This is a genomic window from Chryseobacterium lathyri (assembly GCF_030812195.1).
GTDB classification, from domain to species: domain Bacteria; phylum Bacteroidota; class Bacteroidia; order Flavobacteriales; family Weeksellaceae; genus Chryseobacterium; species Chryseobacterium lathyri_A.
The window spans coordinates 387,447-404,875 of sequence record NZ_JAUSSF010000002.1 but is presented as its reverse complement, the minus strand read 5'-3'; the positions used below and the strand labels follow the sequence as shown (position 1 = coordinate 404,875).

Here is a 17,429-nt window from a genome sequence, read left to right as displayed (position 1 = left end):
TGATCAAAATTATAGACAGATATATCATTAAAAAATACCTTGGAACGTTCAGTTTCATGCTGATATTGTTGTCTATAGTTGTATTGGTCATCGATGTACAGCAGAAAATTCCAAGAATAGAAAATGCAAAAGCATTAGATCCCAAGCTGGATGTAATGTATTTCCTGATTCACTTTTACCCGTTCTGGATCATTAACCTTGTCGTAACCTTCCTGGCTATCCTTGTGTTTATTTCCGTGATTTATTTCACATCCAGAATGGCAAATAATACTGAAATTGTTGCTGTAATCAGTAGTGGGGCCAGTTTCCACAGATTTGCGAAACCTTACCTGTATACTTCCCTTTTTATTGCCTTGATATCGCTTGTGGTGAATCATATGGTGCTTCCGTGGGCTAATATCAAGAAAAATGAGCTGGAAGCCTATACCTACAATGCCGCCAACAAAGAAAAGATCCTGGGGACAGGCCCGGCATCTGCCCAGTTCAGTAAATCAGAATACATCTTCGTGAATTCCTGGAATAAAAGGGAAACCAGAGGTTCAGGCTTTGTTTATCAGAAATTTGATAAAAACAGAAAGATGATCTATGAGCTGAAGGGGTCAGAAGTATATTGGGACAAAGCTAAAAAACAGTTTATCATTACTAACTACCTGGAAAAAACCGTCAATAAAGACAATACTGAAAAGCTGGGTAACGGGATTGAAATGAGGAAAAAATACGGGCATTCCCCTGAAGAGCTTTTCCCGAACGAATTGCTTGGTCAGAATAAAACCACCCCTGAACTTATCAAATTCATCGACAGGGAAAAAGAAAGGGGAAACAGCAACCTGAATTCTTATCTTAATGAGTTTCATCAGAGAACCTCAATGCCGGTTGCTATTATTATTTTAACATTCCTGGCACTTTCACTGGCGTCTCAGAAAAAAAGAGGAGGCCTTGGCGTCAACCTGGCGATAGGGATTTCTCTGGCGTTTGTTTTCGTTTTCTCTTTTGAAGCCTTAAAAGTAGTTTCAGAGAACAGAAGCCTTTCGCCGGCCGTGGCCATGTGGCTTCCCAATATGGTATTTTTTCCGCTTACCCTATACTTGTATCTGAAAAGAGCTAATCAGTAAAGAAGTTTAATCTCTTTATGGTAGAAAGATTTTAATCCGTCTTTTTCAAGTTCTATCCAGATCTCTCCCTTTTCATCAGCATTCAGGATAATGCCATTTTGTCTCTCTTTTTCAATCTCGAAGACCGAGATCTCATCTTTACGGTATAAATTCCGGTTGAATTGATCAATGATTTCCCGTTCAGTTGGAATGTTTTTCAGTTTTTCTGACAGATATTCGTGAAGCGTTGATACGAAATCATCAAGATCATAAAGCTGTCCTGTCTGCGTCAGAAGCGATCCTGCATGCGATATTTCATCAAATTGATCCTGCAGAACATTGAAGCCTGCCCCAATGATAAAATAATTGTTTTGGTTAATTTTTTTCTTTTCAATTAAAATTCCGACGATTTTTTTATTTTTAAGGATAATATCATTCGGCCACTTTATTTTAACGTCATTATCAGTCAAATTGGCAAGGAAATCCCGGATAACAACTGCGGTATAGTAATTGAATATAAAATCTGAGAGCAGAAAGCTCTGAGCCTTAACAGCCAGTGTATACGCAACATTTTTTCCGGCCGCTGCCGCCCATGAGTTTCCGTATTGTCCGCGGCCTTTGGTTTGGTTGAATGTATATAAAGCCGTAAAATCTGAATTTCCGTAAAGTAAAAACTGAGATATTTCGTCATTAGTAGAAGAACACTCTTTTAAATAAAATAATTGACCCATTTAAGAAAACTTTAAGACTTTAAAGGGCTAAAAATAAGGCTAAAGTAAAAGAAAAACAATAAATTTGCAGATTATAGATATTTTAATGAATAAAACAGCAGAAAAGCAGGCGCTAATAGATAAAATTGTTGAAGCCATCCAGGATGTAAAAGGAGAAGATATAATGATTTTTGATCTTTCAAAAATTGAAAATTCTGTCGCAGAAACTTTTATAATTTGTAGCGGAAACTCCAATACACAGGTTTCTGCATTGGCAGGAAGTGTTGAGAAAAAAGTAAGAAACGATCTTAAAGATAGACCCTGGCATGTAGAGGGTACCGAAAACTCAATGTGGGTTTTGGTAGATTACGTAACAGTGGTAGTGCACATTTTCCAGAAAGAAGTACGTGAATATTACGATATTGAAGAACTTTGGGGAGATGCGGCAATTACCAAAATAGAATATGAATTTTAAATTTTAAAAAGTATAAATGAACAATAAAGGATTCAACTGGTTTTTTCCAATTGCAATCGTGGCTCTTTTGTTATTTTTCGGTTCCAATTTTTTAGGAGGCGACAGTGCAAAATCTATTGATGAGGATGCTTTCTTTAGGGAAATGCAGGCAGGAAAGGTCCAAAACGTTATCATATACAAAGACACAGAGAAAGCTGATGTTTTCCTGACAAAAGCAGCAAAGACAGCAATGGCCAGTAAAACGGCCAACCAAAACAATCCTCTTTCTGCATTCGAGATGGCCCCAAAAGCAGATTTCTCCGTAAAATATGGAGACCTTCAGCTTTTCCTTCAAAAATTTGATCAGATAAAAGCCGCAGATGCTAATATCAAAACCACAAAAGATTACGGAGCAGGCAAAAACCCGTTCATGGATATCTTGGTTTCCGCATTGATATGGATTGCGATCTTAGGCCTTTTCTACTTCCTTCTTTTCAGAAAGATGGGTGGAGGTGGAGGTCCTGGCGGACAGATCTTTTCAATAGGAAAATCTAAAGCGAAACTTTTTGACGAAAAAGAAAGAATCCAGGTGACATTTAAAGATGTTGCAGGTCTTGAAGGAGCTAAAGAAGAAGTACAGGAAGTGGTAGATTTCCTGAAGAATTCCGAAAAATATACAAAGCTGGGAGGTAAAATTCCTAAAGGTGTACTTCTGGTAGGCCCTCCGGGAACTGGTAAAACATTATTGGCAAAAGCTGTTGCAGGTGAAGCTAAAGTACCATTCTTTTCCCTTTCAGGTTCAGATTTCGTAGAAATGTTCGTTGGAGTAGGAGCTTCAAGAGTTAGAGACCTTTTTGCTCAGGCAAAAGCTAAATCTCCCGCCATCATCTTTATTGATGAGATTGATGCGATTGGACGTGCAAGAGGAAAAAATAATTTCTCAGGAGGAAATGACGAAAGAGAAAATACCCTGAACCAGCTTCTTACAGAAATGGACGGTTTTGGAACAGACGTTAACGTTATCGTGATGGCTGCTACCAACAGAGCGGATATTTTAGATAAAGCCCTGATGAGAGCCGGACGTTTTGACCGTTCGATCTACGTAGATCTTCCGGAATTACACGAAAGAAGAGAGATATTTGATGTTCACTTGAAAAAAATCAAGCTGGACGATACTGTTGACAGAGATTTCCTTGCAAAACAAACCCCTGGATTCAGTGGTGCGGATATTGCGAATGTATGTAACGAAGCAGCGTTGATTGCAGCGAGAAACAGTCATACTTCCGTTACAAAACAGGATTTCCTTGATGCTGTAGACAGGATCATCGGAGGTCTTGAGAAGAAAAACATGGCTATCAAACCGTCTGAAAAAAGAAGGGTGGCTTATCATGAAGCAGGCCATGCTACGATCTCATGGTTGGTAGAGCATGCAGCACCGCTTTTAAAGGTAACGATTGTCCCAAGAGGACGTTCTTTAGGCGCAGCCTGGTATCTTCCGGAAGAAAGACAGCTGACGACTACAGAGCAAATGCTGGACGAATTGTGTGCAACTTTGGGAGGCAGAGCAGCAGAGCAGGTTATTTTCAATAATATTTCGACAGGTGCATTGTCTGATCTTGAATCAGTAACAAAAAGAACGCAGGCTATGGTTACTGTTTACGGTCTAAGCCCTAATATTGGGAATATTTCTTACTATGACAGCTCAGGCCAGTCTGAATATTCTTTTGGGAAACCTTATTCTGAAGAGACTGCTACGAAAATTGATGCAGAGATCAAATCGATCATTGAAAATCAATATGAAAGAGCAGTAAGAATTCTTACTGAGAATAAAGATAAGCTTGATGCTTTGGCGAATAAGCTTTTAGAAAAAGAAGTGATCTTCCGCGAAGATCTTGAAGATATATTCGGTAAAAGAGCATGGGATCCTGAGTTAACAGAAAGACCTGTTACAAGCACGATTTCTACTGTGAAAGAAACCGATGAGCAGATGATTCAGGATAAGAATGAAGAAGGTGAAATTCAGGCCCCGGAAAGCCCGACTCAGCTTTAAAATATTTCCAAAACATATTAAAAAAAACCTGGCATTCTTAGAATTGTCAGGTTTTTTCATATTTAAGGACTATTTTTAGAATCTATTGTAATTTATTTTCTATTTTTGTATAAAGTTGACTAAAAATAGATTAAGTTGAATTTATTCAAGAGGATTGTAAGCAAACTTACCAACCAGCCTGAGGAAGAAGAAAAACAGAGTCTGGAGAAGCTCGGGGATTCGCTGAAAAATGCGGATCTTGACTATAAGTTTGCGCAATTATTTACGCATTCAGGAGGTTTTTTTAATTACTGTGCAGATGAAGCGGAAGCTCTACAGACTTTAAACCAGATTGTGAAAATAGAGGGAATTAACAATGTTTTCTGCTGGGACAAAGAGCTTCAGAACTTTTTGAACGTGGTAAAAATACCCTATACTTCTGAAATGGAGCACTCTAATGATGCTGCCTTCATTACCTGCGAATATCTTATTGCCTATGATGGCAGGATTATGCTTTCGCACAACAATATTCTGCATTACCATTCTTCAAGACTTCCGGGAAAAATCATTATCATGGCTAATGTATCACAGATCGTAAATAACCTTAATGATGCAATGGGAAAAATAAAAAGGAACGGGAATATCAAGAATCTTACTTCCATCAGCGGAGGTCAGTCAAGCTTGGATACTTCTTCCAATACGAATACAAAACTGTTTTTATTGCTGCTTGAAGATTAAGCATCAACTTATAAATTTTACATTTTGGACAAAAACCTTATTCAAAGAACCATTTCCGGACTTGTTTACGTTGCCGTTATCATTCTTTGCACTACACCGCTGGGTGCCCAGCTGATCAACAAAATCCATCCGGACCTTATCAGACAGGAATATCTGTATCATGGTCTGATTACTCTTTTGCTGCTGGTAGGTACCTGGGAATGCGTTAAAATCATGAAGTTTGGGAAAGGTTATGAAAAATGGATCGTACTCCCGCTAGTGATTTTTATTTACTATGTTTTTTCCAAAAGATATTTCCATCACGACTTCTTTTTTGATTTCAGGCTGAACGAAATACTGGCTATTTCTCTGATTGCTATTGCGGTGGTTACATTATTCAAATATCCCAACGAATTATATTATGACAGCGGAAAACTGATATTCACGGTAATCTATGTGGCATTGCCTTTCAGCTTTGCATTAGGTCTGCCCAAGTTTTCCAGCTTTGAAGGGACATTTTCACTGGAGGTCCTTTTCCTATTTATCCTCATTTGGAGCAGTGATACTTTTGCATATCTTACCGGAAAGTTTTTCGGAAAACATAAAATGGCCCCTAAAATCTCCCCAAAGAAAACCTGGGAAGGATATGGAGGAGGGGTTGTCCTGACGTTGGTTTTATCTTACTTTGTAGAGCATTACCAGCCCGAACTTCGTGGAAACTGGATGGTGGTAGGTTTCCTTGTTGCTGCATTTGCTCCGTTGGGTGATCTTGTAGAAAGCCAGCTTAAGAGAAATTTCGGGGTGAAAGACAGCGGAAACATCATTCCTGGGCATGGAGGAGTGCTGGACAGACTGGACAGTTTTTTAATCTGCGTTCCTGTCGTATATTTGTACTTTATTTTAGAAAAATTTATTTAATCTCATGAAATTACATAAGGAATCAAAAGGGACGATTACCGTAGCAACGATACTGTTTATCATCATAAGTGTATTAGCTATTTATTTTCTTAAAATATGGTCGTTGCTCATCATTATGCCATTATTGGTTGTTTACAGTTTAGTATTTTGGTTTTTCAGAGTTCCGGATCGTGATATACTTGAGCACAGAGAAAACGTGATTGCTCCGGTAGATGGAAAAGTGGTTATGATCAAAGAGGTGGATGAGACTGAATTTATTAAAGGAAAGGCCATTCAGGTTTCCATATTCATGTCACCGCTGAATGTTCACATCTGCCGATATCCGGTTTCAGGAAAAGTGATTTATAAGAAATACCATCCCGGAAAATATCTTGTAGCATGGCACGAAAAGTCATCTACAGAGAATGAAAGAACAACGGTAGCTGTAGAAACAGAAACAAATCATCAGGTTGTATTCAGACAGATTGCCGGATATGTAGCCAGAAGGATTGTTTTCTACTGTAATGAGGGCGATCAGGCAAAAGCGGGGCATGAGTTCGGGTTTATCAAATTTGGGTCGAGAATGGACGTATTTCTGCCTTTAGACACTGAAATCATCTGCAAGATCGGAGATATTACGAAAGGAGGTATTGATGTGATCGCCAAAATGAAAGATTAATACAGAATAAAATCAAAATATAAAAAAAGGAGAAATTAAGTTTTCTCCTTTTTTGTTTTTTGTATGAAGCTGACAGTTTGAAATTATTCTGATTCCTCCATAATCTCTTTGTGTATGAGTTTTACTACTCATGCGTAATATTGAGTAGGTTATTATGAGGGGACTAAGTGGGTTGTAGATAATTTTGTATCCGCGACAGCAATAGTTAATATTTTCAATCAATAATAAAAACCAATGAAGGATGAATTTAAAAAGTATACATATTGGAAAGCTTATACATAAACGGGTTGGTGAAGTTGAGATGCCTGTTGGCAGAATTGAGAAGTTTATGAAATGCAGTGAGGTCGAGATTGAAAGTATGTATCGGGAAAGCAGTATTGATACCTTTTTATTGTTAAGATGGAGCAAGTTACTGGAGTATGATTTTTTTAGAGTGTATAGCGGGCATTTGATTCTTTATGCGCCTCCCAGTAAGAGGTATGATATTTCTAGGCCAAAAGATAACTTGCCGGCTTTTAGAAAAAACATATATACTGAGGAAGTGAAGAGTTTTATAATAGAAAAGATTGTCAGCAAAAAGATGACAATGAATGAGGTGGTCCTGAAATACAAAATACCTAAAACCACTCTTTCCAAGTGGATTAAAAAAGCATGAAAGATACGGGACCGGATTATAAAAAAATATATATTGATATTATTGAGGAGAAATTCCCTGATAAATTGGATAATTCCAAGATCATGCAAAAAATTGAAACGATTAATACTGTTATAGATATTATAGCATTAAACAGAATGATTTTTGGTGAGCAAGAGCTTTTAATGGAAAGTAAAAACCAAAAACTTCGCTCCTATGACGAAAGGTCAATTCTCAATATCCTTGAATATCAGAAAAAAAACAAACTTAATAACACGCAAACGGCGAACTATTTCCGAATGAGCCGGAATACTCTTTCCAAGTGGAAGCGTATTTTTAAAATATAAGTTTGTAATCAATCTGTTGGAAAATTATCTTTACTATGTATTTTGTAATACAGTCACATTTTAAACGTTTTGGAATATGATAAGCAAGATTTCTAAACTAATTAACAGTGAAAATGAAGTATATGATAATTATTTAGACCATAACTATGTAAAGCTGATCAATCGTTATCTTTTATTTCTTTTTTTACTGTTTTTATTTTATTCGGTATTTTTATTTGGAGATGGCTGGAGATCTACATTTCTTATCTGTATTACTTTTTTCTGGTTATTTTTAATATTTTTTATAGGAAAAATCAGTAAATTCAGAAGAGTTTTAGAAGCAACAATAATAATTGTTTTTATAGCTCTTACATTCATAATAAGTTTTTTCTATATATATACTTCTAGGAATGCAGGTGTTGAATATTTCTATTTTTCGCTTTTATTTGCATTGCCTTTTTATTTCAATTACAAAGAAGATTATTATCTTATATTGTTTATTGTAATCATTATTGCTCTAAACTTTGTCGGCTGTTTATATTTTGAATTGAATTTTTTACCAAGAAGCAAATATATAAAGGAGGCAGACTTTAAGATAATACGATTGCTTAATATCATTTTTTGCTTTACGAAATTTCTCATAGATGCGTTCTTTATATACCAGAAAGATAAACTCATTAACGGTTTAATGAAGGAAACGGAGATTAAAGATTCAACCATCGAAGACCTGCTTAAGGTCAATAATGAATTGATGAAACAGCAGATCATTAACAATAATCTTACTGAAGACAATATTGCCGAAATTTTAGAGCTGGCAGAAGTAGATTCACCTCTCTTTATTGAAAAATTTCAGATTTATTTTCCGGATTTTCTGCCTAGCCTTTTAAATATCAACTCAGGTCTTATTAGTTCCGAAATCCATATCTGTGCATTAATGAGACTGAATTTTGACACTAAAAAAATTGCTTCATGTACCAATAGCAGTGTGAGAGCGATTGAAAGCAGAAAATATCGGATCCGAAAAAAATTGGATATCCCCTCTGATATTAACATCAACAACTTTATACTTAAAATATAAGCCTGGTATCCTGAGTTTTTCTACTCATGCGTGATGTTATGTAATCCTATTTTGATTATACCAGATTGATTTAAATAACTTTGCATTTCGTTAAATCAAAAGAATTTTCAGCTGTATTTTGTTGAGCTTAGTTTCTGTATTGGCTGGTCACAGGTACTGTTTTATATCATCAATGACATTCATAATAAAAGAAACAGGTAAATCTTCTTCCATGTCAATCAAAAGGATTTTAAACTTCTTTCTGCCATCCTGAATCAGCAAGGGATGATCTAGTCTGTCCCCGTGATAGAAACTTACATAATGCTGCTTATACTTTTTGCTGTAATAAAGATAACACAGCATTTTCTTTTTGTATTTAAAGAATGGAAGCCCGAAACTTAATGTTTCTGTTATATTTTCCGGGTCGGATTCCAGGATCTTTTTGCGTAAAAACAAAAGAGTACTTCTTTCAGGTTCTTTAATTCTGTAGAAATACTCTTGTATAGGATTCATTTAAGTGAATTTAATTCAATAAACGCTTAGTCAAAATTTTGAAGCTCCACCAGCTTGTGGTACATTCCTTTTTTAGCAATAAGATCGTGATGTGTTCCCTGTTCCACTACAATTCCTTTCTCCATCACTACGATCCAGTCTGCTTTTTGAATTGTTGAAAGTCTGTGGGCAATAACCAGGGATGTTCTGTTTTCCATCATTTTATCCAAAGCATCCTGAACAAATCTTTCCGATTCTGTATCCAGGGCAGAAGTAGCTTCGTCCAGGATCATCACCGGCGGATTTTTCAATACGGCTCTGGCAATAGACACCCTCTGTTTCTGGCCACCGGAAAGTTTATTCCCGTCATCCCCGATATTGGCATCATACCCATCAGGAAGATTCGAAATGAAGGCATCAGCATTGGCAATTTTTGCAGCCTCTACTACCTCTTCTTTGGTGGCATCAGGTTTACCCATTAGGATATTATTATAAACCGAATCATTGAACAATACAGACTCCTGAGTTACCATTCCCAGAAGCTGACGGTATTCTTTTAATTTTAAATGTTTAATGTCAGTTCCGTCAATTAAAATTTCACCCTCATTCACATCATAGAATCTGGCCAGAAGGTTGGCGATCGTTGTTTTTCCGCTTCCGCTCTGTCCTACAAGGGCTATGGTTTTTCCTTTCGGAATGATCAGTGAGAAATTTTTAAGGATAACATTGTCTTTATCATAATAGAATCCAATGTTTTTGAATTCAATTTGATTGTTAAGAGTAGAGATTGAAACAGGCTCTGCAATTTCCTCTACCTTTAAATCATAATCAAGAACTTCAGCTACTCTTTCCAAACTTGCCATTCCTCCCTGGATGGAAGAAATTGCACTGGAAAGTTTTTTGGCAGGATCCAAAATCTGGAAGAACATTCCGATGAAGACCAGGAAAGCCTGTGGTTTCATAGTCTGCTCTTCTAAAATTTGAGTTCCGGCATACCAGGTAATGATAAGAATGGTAATAGAACCAAGAAATTCACTCATAGGAGAAGCCAGTTCTCTTCTTCGGCTCATATCTATGGCAAATTTCTGCCAGTTGGTTGTTGTTTCGTTGAATCTGTTCTTAAGGATCTTATCCGCATTGAAGATCTTGATCACTTTAGACGATTTTAAAGTTTCGTCTACCAGTGAAAATAGGTTTCCTAGCTCAGCCTGGGCATAATGAGCCTGTTTTTTTAAGCTTTTTCCGGTCCATGAGATCAGCAATCCCATAACCGGGAAAACAACCAGTGAAAACAGGGTCAGCTGAGGAGACAGTAAAAATAATGCGATCAATGAGGAGATGATCATAAACGGCGCATTGATGATATCCACTAATACCCCCATAATTCCACCTTCTACACCCCCGATATCATTGGAAATCCTGGACATCATGTCCCCCTTTCTCTGTTCTGTAAAGAAAGAAACCGGAAGCTGCAGAAATTTATTGTACATCGCAGTACGAAGATCTTTGGTAATACCCACACGGTAATTCACCAAAAGGAAAGCACCTATATACCTGAAAATATTCCTCAGTAAAAATGAAACTCCTGTAATTGCACACAGAACAGCAAGTACGTAAACAGCACCATGTTGATCAATCTGTGTCTGTACAAAATAATAAGCTGTATCCTTTATATAATTGAAATAATCGCCGAAGGCCCCACTCCATACCGGTTCTTTTCCCTGTCTTTCAATCGTACCGAACATCAGTCCCAAAATAGGAAGCATAGTTCCTACAGATAAGATATTGAGTAAGGAGTACAGTATATTGAAAAACATACTTCCAAAAAGGTATTTTTGATGCGGTTTCGCGAAATAAAGTATTCTTTGTAATGGTTTCATTCAAGAAAAATTGGATAGCAAAATTACGTAAAATTAAAGGAAAAGACGTTCTTAATCCTGTTTTACTTTAATTAATATGTTTCAATTAGATATGTTTTGTTACAAACGGGTGTTTAATTTTTAGGGATCAGAAGGGTTCGGGGCATGAAAAAACCGCCAGTCCGGCGGTTTTGTTTTTGTTATTTATTATTTAAAATTTTACCTTGTCGTTATATTTCGGGGCAAAATTCTGTGGTGTCAGTTTTTCCAAAGTTTTTCCAACGTTATTGATGATGGTTGTTAAATTATCAAAATCTACAACGTTTACATCATCACTTTCATTATGGTAGTGGGACGCTTTGGTCATATCCACGGTAGAAAATGAGTGGGCAATGATCTTTTTCTTTACAAAACTCACATTGTCTGATCTGTAGAATAATTTTTGTGCAGCATAGGGATCTGAATTGATTTTTAATCCGTTTGCGGCGTACTTATTAAAAAGTTCATCAAAATCAGAAAACTCATCGCCTGTCATAAAAAGAGCATTCTTTCCGAACTGGGATTCTGTAGCCACCATTTCAAAATTGAAAAGTGCCGTCATATTATTATATACCTTATCCAAACCGGCATCTGTGGAAATAGCTCTTGAGCCCAGCATACCTTTTTCCTCACCATTGAAGGCCATGAAAACCATTGAGAATTCAGGGTTTTTATTCTTGAAATAATCGGCGATACCGGCTAAAGTTGTAATTCCGCTTGCATCATCGTCTGCACCGTTATAAATATTGTCACCGGTTTTGTCACTTGTCCCTATGTGATCGAAGTGGCCGGAGAATCCCAAGTATTTATCTGTTTTTCCTTTTTTGATGCCACATACATTATAGGCCTTTTTTCCTTCATAGTCGAAGGGGATCAGGTAAGAATTTCCGGTACAGTATTCAAGATTGTTCTCTTTAAAAAGTTTTGCAATATATTCTGCAGCCTTATCATTTTCCGGCGTTCCAATCTCACGGCCTTTCATTTCATCTGATGCCAAGGTCGCAAGTATTGTGGTTACTTTTTCTTTTGAAACTTCCTGAGCCAAAGTAAATACTGAGAATAAGGACAGGGCAAGGTAGGTTAGTTTTTTCATTTTTTTGATACAATTTAATAAGATCAGTCGTAGTCTTAACGGAAATGTTGCATGAAATGGTATAAATTAATATGCATCTGAACGATTAAGAAACTTTATGATGTTAAGCGAAATTAAGAAAATCATTTAATTTTTCAGAATATTTGTACCTGAATAACCTTTAAAGCTTATTAACCTTAGTAGTTTAAAATTGATGGAGCAAAAAAATGCATTGCTCAGATTATAACACAAAAAAACAGCTCCTTTCGGAACTGTTCTCACTCAAAAAATCGTTGTAAGGCTATCGAAGTCGGTCTACAGATTTTACGAGCCTCTCATCTCTGCGGATAAATACATTTGCAATAAGCAGACATATTATCGCGATCAATGGGAAAACCGGCTCAATACCCTTCTCAGGAATCTGAATTCCTCCGGATAAGTTTAGTAACCAGTACGCCAATACACCAATCAACAAAACGTTTATAATGATGCTGAATGTATTCAGCAAAATTTGTCTTTTCCTGTTTTTAAAACTGAAAATACTCAATGCTCCTGCCAAAACAAGGGCAATACAGCTTATGTCAATCACCGGAATGTTGCCAAAAACGTCAACATCCTGCCCCGTAATGAAAAGGAAAACTGCGGCCAAAACAGCCAAAAGAGTCCATATAGTCTGTATTCTCTGTAACATTGATTATTAAATACCTGGCAAAAATAACATAAATTTTGCACAATTCAAAAATAAGTGTAGATTTGCATTATACATATGTACTTGAAAACAAAAGTCACCGGACTTACTTTTCTTACTCACAATTAATTACATTTTTACATTAAGTATGTTTAACATAGAAACGTTAAGGTCAAAATCCGTAACGGAACTGACTAAAATCTTAAAAGATTTAGGCGTTAAAGTTGCTAGAAACAGCAATGATAATGATAAGATCTTTGCCGTTCTTGACTTTCAGGCTTCTAACCCTAAAGTTGCAAAAGATTATTTCAACGCCACAGAAACCAGTATGGATACTGAAGAAAAACCGGCAGATAAACCTGCAAAGGCACCTGTAAAAAAAGCAGCGCCTAAAAGACAACCTGCCAAACCCAAAGCAGAAGCACCCACTGAAGAAAGCCCTAAAGCTGGAGAGAAAGTAGAAGAAAAGGTGCCGGCTGCTGAAGAAATAAAGCAGGAAGAGCCTAAAGCTGAAACAGTTTCTGCTCCCGAAGAAAATAATTCGGCACAGGCTAGAAAAAAAAGAAAAAGAGTGACTGCCAACACAAGCAATACAGAAGCTTCCCAAGAAAGAGCAGAAACGCCTAAAAATGCAGAACCTCAGGAATCTGCTCCATCCGAAGAAAAGCCTGCTACTTCCCAACCTCAGGCCAGATCCCAGCAAAAAGGGCACAACAATCCGCAAAACAGCGGAAACCAAAATAAGAACCCTAATCAACACCAAAGCCAAAATCAGGGTCAAAATCAAAATCCAAATCAACACCAGAATCAGAATCCAAATCAAAATCAGCAAAGACAACATGCTGACAGAAATGAGGAACATCATTCTGAACAGAGAAAAGAATTCAGTTTTGATGGGATGGTAAGCATTGAAGGGGTTTTGGAAATCCTTCCGGATAACTACGGATTCCTTCGTTCATCTGATTTCAGCTATATTTCTTCTCCTGATGACGTGTATGTGTCTACAGCGCAGATCAGAAATTTTGGTTTAAAAACCGGAGATACCGTTAAAGGAATTGTAAGACTTCCGAAAGAAGGTGAAAAATATTTTTCATTATTAAAACCTACGGAAGTGAACGGACGTGATCTTGCGTTCATCAAAGACCGTGTTGCCTTTGAATATTTAACTCCGCTTTTTCCTGAAGAGAAATTCAACCTTACTGGAAATGGATCTACACTTTCAACAAGAATTGTGGATCTTTTTGCACCTATCGGAAAAGGACAGAGAGCGATGATTGTTGCCCAGCCTAAAACAGGTAAAACGATGTTGCTTAAAGATATTGCTAACTCTATTGCAGCCAATCATCCTGAAGTATACATGATGGTCCTTCTGATTGACGAACGTCCTGAAGAAGTTACCGATATGGAAAGAAGCGTAAATGCAGAAGTTATTGCCTCTACATTTGATGAAGCAGCAGATAAGCACGTAAAAGTGGCAAATCTTGTTTTAGCAAAAGCCCAGAGAATGGTTGAATGCGGGCATGATGTAGTGATTTTACTGGATTCAATTACGAGATTGGCAAGAGCTTATAATACGGTTACGCCGGCATCAGGTAAAGTTTTATCGGGTGGTGTGGATGCTAATGCGCTTCACAAGCCGAAAAGATTTTTCGGGGCGGCGAGAAAAATTGAAGGAGGAGGTTCATTAACCATTATTGCTACCGCACTTATCGATACCGGTTCTAAAATGGATGAAGTGATCTTTGAAGAATTTAAAGGAACGGGTAACATGGAACTTCAGCTGGACAGAAAAATCGCCAACAGAAGAATTTATCCTGCAATCGATCTTGTATCTTCAAGCACCCGTAGAGATGATCTTCTTTTAGATGAAGTGACTTCACAGAGAATGTGGATTTTCAGAAAATATCTTTCTGAAATGAATCCTGTAGAAGCAATGGAATTTGTAAATAAAAACATCAGAGGAACTTTAAATAACGAAGAATTCCTGATGTCTATGAATAAATAGATTAATTTAATTGTTAATAAGGCACGGAGATCAGCTGATCTCCGTGCTTTTTTATTGAGGTTGGATTGTTTGAGAGGTTACATAAAGAGATTGGGATGATTTTGGACTACAATACCACTTATTTTCCAGTTTCTTTCTTCCCGTATGAAAATTAATTCATTCTAAATCAATATATCAATGTTAAAGATTTATTAAAGTAATCCCCAGTTTTTGATAATAGCTTAAATATTGGCTAAATTTGGATATAACATTAAAAATAAAAATTATGTCATTTGAATTACCTAAATTAGGATATGCATACGATGCATTGGAGCCTACTATTGATGCAAGAACTATGGAGATCCACCATACAAAACATCACCAGGCATATATTGACAATTTAAATAAAGCTATTGAAGGAACTGAATTGGCTGGAAAAACGATCGAAGAGATCTGCCAGACAGGAACTGACAAGCCAACAGTAAGAAATAATGGAGGAGGACACTTTAACCACTCTTTATTCTGGGAAATTTTAACTCCGGGCGGAAGCAAGGAACCTGTAGGAAATGTAAAGGCAGCCATTGAAAATTATGGAGGTCTTGAAAAATTCAAAACTGATTTTTCTGATGCCGCTAAAACAAGATTCGGTTCAGGGTGGGCTTGGCTGATTAAAAATGCAGACGGATCCGTATCTGTTTCTTCTACTCCAAACCAGGATAACCCATTAATGCCTGTTGCAGACGTGAAAGGAACTCCGGTTCTTGGGTTGGATGTTTGGGAGCATGCTTATTATTTAAACTACCAAAACAGAAGACCTGATTATGTTTCAGCATTCTTTGATGTTGTGAACTGGGATAAGGTGGAAGAATTATTCAACAAATAATTTTCAGCTATTATAAAAATAAAAGGTTCAGAAGAAATTCTGAACCTTTTTTATTGTAGATCAAATGTATAAAAATTAATATTTATTTTATCTAACGGCATCGCTTCCGGAAAGTCCGTTCATCCTTAGTCCGTATTTCCAGCTGACATAAGCAAATACCTGATACAGCTTATACTCGAATTTTATTCCGTAGCTTTCTTTTGGATCGTAATCTATGCCTGACTCTATAATATTCCTGTATTTTCCTGAGTTGTAGTAAGAATTCCATTCACTCACCAGGAATGTGTTTTTTGTTTTCAGATAAGACTCTGAATACTGGCTTATCGGTTTTGCCACTGCATTCAGAAAATAATCGAACTGGGTGTCAATCACAGTAAGTTCCCACTCTCCGTCTTCATTCTTAGAAGGCTTCATTTCTGATTTTTCTTCACCTTTCTGGGGACTGTTCTGGGAAAAGCAGCTGAAAGGAATACTTGCGAAGAAAAGCAGTATAATAAGATTTTTCATAATAAAAACATTGATATAAGAAATAAGCACTCAAAATGAGTGCCTAAGTTAATTTTTTATGGTTCTTTCTGAAGAATAACAAATGCCGGGAAGTGATCACTGTATCCTCCTGTAAACTGGTCTCCGTTCCAGGACCTGAAAGGATAACCTTTATAATTTCCTTCTTTATTAACTAAATAAGGCGGGGCAAAGATCTCTGCTTTATATACAGAGTATTCTTTTGTTACCTGATCAGATACTAAATTTTTAGAAACAATAATCTGGTCAAAAAGGTTAGGAGCGTCCTGGTAAGCCAGCGAAGCGATACCTTTCTTATATAAAGGGTACATTAAATTAAGATAGGGTGTGGTTTCACTCAGATCTTTAGGGCTTGGAACTGCCTTTAAATAATTCTTTAAACTGGCGCTTACAGGGTCATCATTAAAGTCACCCATTGCAAAAAGTTTAGTGGAAGGATCTGCTGCTCTTATGCTGTCCATCTGTTGTTTTAGTAAAGCGGCGGCAGCATTTCTCTTAGGTAATGAAACGGCTTCACCGCCTCTTCTTGATGGCCAGTGGTTCATGAAAAATGCAACTTTTTCATTATCAAGGAAACCTGTTACCACCAAAATATCTCTTGTATATTCTCTTTTACCATCATCACCGAAAACTTTTAATTCTTTTTTCAATGAATTGGTTGGAGTAAATCTTCTTTTCTGATAAATCAAAGCCACATCAATTCCTCTGTAGTCATAAGAATTATAATGAATGATTCCATAGTCGTATTTAGCAAGAACAGGCTGCTTTACCAGGTCTTCAATGACCTGTCTGTTTTCAACCTCAATAAGTCCTACTACTGCAGGTGCTGTTTTGGTGTACTGGGCACCCATTTCGGAAATCACTTTTGCTTCATTGGCAAGCTTGGCTTTGTAAATTTTGGTGTTATAATTTTTACCGCTGCTTGGTGTGAATTCGTCAGATCCGCTTTGATATCTTACTGCTTTTTTACCCACTAAAGCGCCGTCGCTCCAGGGACCGTCATGTTTCTCTGCTTCTAAAAACTTAATGGAATCCATTGGAATGCTTCTGTGGAAAGCCGGATTACGGATATCTTTTGTACCATCAATATAATCCGCAGAACGGATGGTATCCCAAAGGTTTTCAACATTCAAAAAGCCAACAGTAGCCACTTTCCTAAGTTTTCCCTGTTGTGTAAAAGCCATTATTGAACAAATAACAGCCATAAAACTCATCAATCTCTTCATCCTCTAGAGTATTAAAATTATTTAAAAGACAAATTTACCTTTTTTAATTCACTCCATTTAAATATTT

General features: G+C 36.8%; 18 protein-coding genes. 11 read left to right on the top strand and 7 right to left on the bottom strand.

From position 1 onward, the window contains the following. The first annotated feature begins 2 nt into the window (after positions 1–2). The gene (locus tag J2T03_RS12010) at positions 3–1,112 is read left to right on the top strand and encodes an LptF/LptG family permease (protein ID WP_306841713.1); all 1,110 of its coding nucleotides are present in this window, start codon (positions 3–5) and stop codon (positions 1,110–1,112) included. On the opposite strand, the gene J2T03_RS12005 is transcribed toward J2T03_RS12010, so the two are convergent. After that, positions 1,106–1,822 carry a biotin--[acetyl-CoA-carboxylase] ligase gene (locus tag J2T03_RS12005; protein WP_307211413.1) on the bottom strand — a complete coding sequence of 239 codons (717 nt, stop codon included), beginning with the start codon at positions 1,820–1,822 and terminating at the stop codon, positions 1,106–1,108. The genes J2T03_RS12010 and J2T03_RS12005 overlap by 7 nt on opposite strands. A gap of 85 nt (positions 1,823–1,907) precedes the next feature. Between J2T03_RS12005 and rsfS the strand changes: the two genes are divergently transcribed. From rsfS to J2T03_RS11965, 8 genes are all read left to right on the top strand, one after another. Then, positions 1,908–2,276 (top strand): ribosome silencing factor, encoded by a 369-nt coding sequence (gene rsfS, locus J2T03_RS12000; RefSeq protein ID WP_111958808.1) that lies wholly within the window; start codon positions 1,908–1,910, stop codon positions 2,274–2,276. A gap of 16 nt (positions 2,277–2,292) precedes the next feature. Further along, a complete protein-coding gene (gene ftsH / locus J2T03_RS11995) occupies positions 2,293–4,305 on the top strand; it encodes an ATP-dependent zinc metalloprotease FtsH (RefSeq protein ID WP_306840590.1) in 2,013 nt (670 codons plus the stop codon). A gap of 135 nt (positions 4,306–4,440) precedes the next feature. After that, a complete protein-coding gene (locus J2T03_RS11990; RefSeq protein ID WP_307211412.1) occupies positions 4,441–5,022 on the top strand; it encodes an LUD domain-containing protein in 582 nt (193 codons plus the stop codon). Between the two features lie 24 nt (positions 5,023–5,046). Then, complete coding sequence (locus J2T03_RS11985) at positions 5,047–5,919, top strand: phosphatidate cytidylyltransferase (protein ID WP_306840586.1); 873 nt, start codon at positions 5,047–5,049, stop codon at positions 5,917–5,919. Between the two features lie 4 nt (positions 5,920–5,923). Beyond that, a complete protein-coding gene (locus J2T03_RS11980; protein WP_306840583.1) occupies positions 5,924–6,577 on the top strand; it encodes a phosphatidylserine decarboxylase family protein in 654 nt (217 codons plus the stop codon). Positions 6,578–6,818: 241 nt separating this feature from the next. After that, positions 6,819–7,232, top strand: a complete 414-nt coding sequence (locus J2T03_RS11975; RefSeq protein WP_307211410.1) for a transposase — start codon at positions 6,819–6,821, stop codon at positions 7,230–7,232. Further along, positions 7,229–7,558, top strand: coding sequence for a helix-turn-helix domain-containing protein (locus J2T03_RS11970; RefSeq protein ID WP_306840581.1), 330 nt, complete (start codon positions 7,229–7,231; stop codon positions 7,556–7,558). Before J2T03_RS11975 ends, J2T03_RS11970 begins: the two co-directional genes overlap by 4 nt. Before the next feature lie 667 nt (positions 7,559–8,225). Then, positions 8,226–8,615 carry a helix-turn-helix transcriptional regulator gene (locus tag J2T03_RS11965; protein WP_306840579.1) on the top strand — a complete coding sequence of 130 codons (390 nt, stop codon included), beginning with the start codon at positions 8,226–8,228 and terminating at the stop codon, positions 8,613–8,615. 147 nt (positions 8,616–8,762) lie between these two features. Here J2T03_RS11965 and J2T03_RS11960 read toward each other — a convergent pair whose 3' ends face one another. The 4 genes from J2T03_RS11960 to J2T03_RS11945 all read right to left on the bottom strand — a co-directional run bounded on the left by J2T03_RS11960 (position 8,763) and on the right by J2T03_RS11945 (position 12,747). Beyond that, the gene (locus J2T03_RS11960) at positions 8,763–9,107 is read right to left on the bottom strand and encodes a DUF1801 domain-containing protein (protein WP_306840577.1); all 345 of its coding nucleotides are present in this window, start codon (positions 9,105–9,107) and stop codon (positions 8,763–8,765) included. A gap of 26 nt (positions 9,108–9,133) precedes the next feature. Continuing rightward, on the bottom strand, positions 9,134–10,966 hold the full coding sequence (locus J2T03_RS11955) for an ABC transporter ATP-binding protein (RefSeq protein ID WP_306840576.1): 1,833 nt from the start codon (positions 10,964–10,966) through the stop codon (positions 9,134–9,136). 190 nt (positions 10,967–11,156) lie between these two features. Continuing rightward, entirely contained in the window at positions 11,157–12,077 is a 921-nt protein-coding gene (locus J2T03_RS11950; RefSeq protein ID WP_306840575.1) for a M28 family peptidase, read from the bottom strand. Between the two features lie 280 nt (positions 12,078–12,357). Continuing rightward, on the bottom strand, positions 12,358–12,747 hold the full coding sequence (locus J2T03_RS11945) for a DUF4293 domain-containing protein (protein WP_306840574.1): 390 nt from the start codon (positions 12,745–12,747) through the stop codon (positions 12,358–12,360). A 145-nt stretch (positions 12,748–12,892) separates the two neighbouring features. On the opposite strand from J2T03_RS11945, the gene rho reads away from it, so the two are divergent. Together rho and J2T03_RS11935 are read left to right on the top strand one after the other, a co-directional pair. Further along, positions 12,893–14,749 carry a transcription termination factor Rho gene (gene rho, locus J2T03_RS11940; protein ID WP_307211407.1) on the top strand — a complete coding sequence of 619 codons (1,857 nt, stop codon included), beginning with the start codon at positions 12,893–12,895 and terminating at the stop codon, positions 14,747–14,749. Between the two features lie 265 nt (positions 14,750–15,014). After that, positions 15,015–15,611 carry a superoxide dismutase gene (locus J2T03_RS11935; RefSeq protein WP_307211405.1) on the top strand — a complete coding sequence of 199 codons (597 nt, stop codon included), beginning with the start codon at positions 15,015–15,017 and terminating at the stop codon, positions 15,609–15,611. A gap of 87 nt (positions 15,612–15,698) precedes the next feature. On the opposite strand, the gene J2T03_RS11930 is transcribed toward J2T03_RS11935, so the two are convergent. Together J2T03_RS11930 and J2T03_RS11925 are read right to left on the bottom strand one after the other, a co-directional pair. Further along, positions 15,699–16,118 carry a DUF6146 family protein gene (locus J2T03_RS11930; RefSeq protein ID WP_307211404.1) on the bottom strand — a complete coding sequence of 140 codons (420 nt, stop codon included), beginning with the start codon at positions 16,116–16,118 and terminating at the stop codon, positions 15,699–15,701. Between the two features lie 56 nt (positions 16,119–16,174). Further along, on the bottom strand, positions 16,175–17,362 hold the full coding sequence (locus J2T03_RS11925) for an endonuclease/exonuclease/phosphatase family protein (protein ID WP_373426914.1): 1,188 nt from the start codon (positions 17,360–17,362) through the stop codon (positions 16,175–16,177). Positions 17,363–17,429 lie beyond the last annotated feature (67 nt).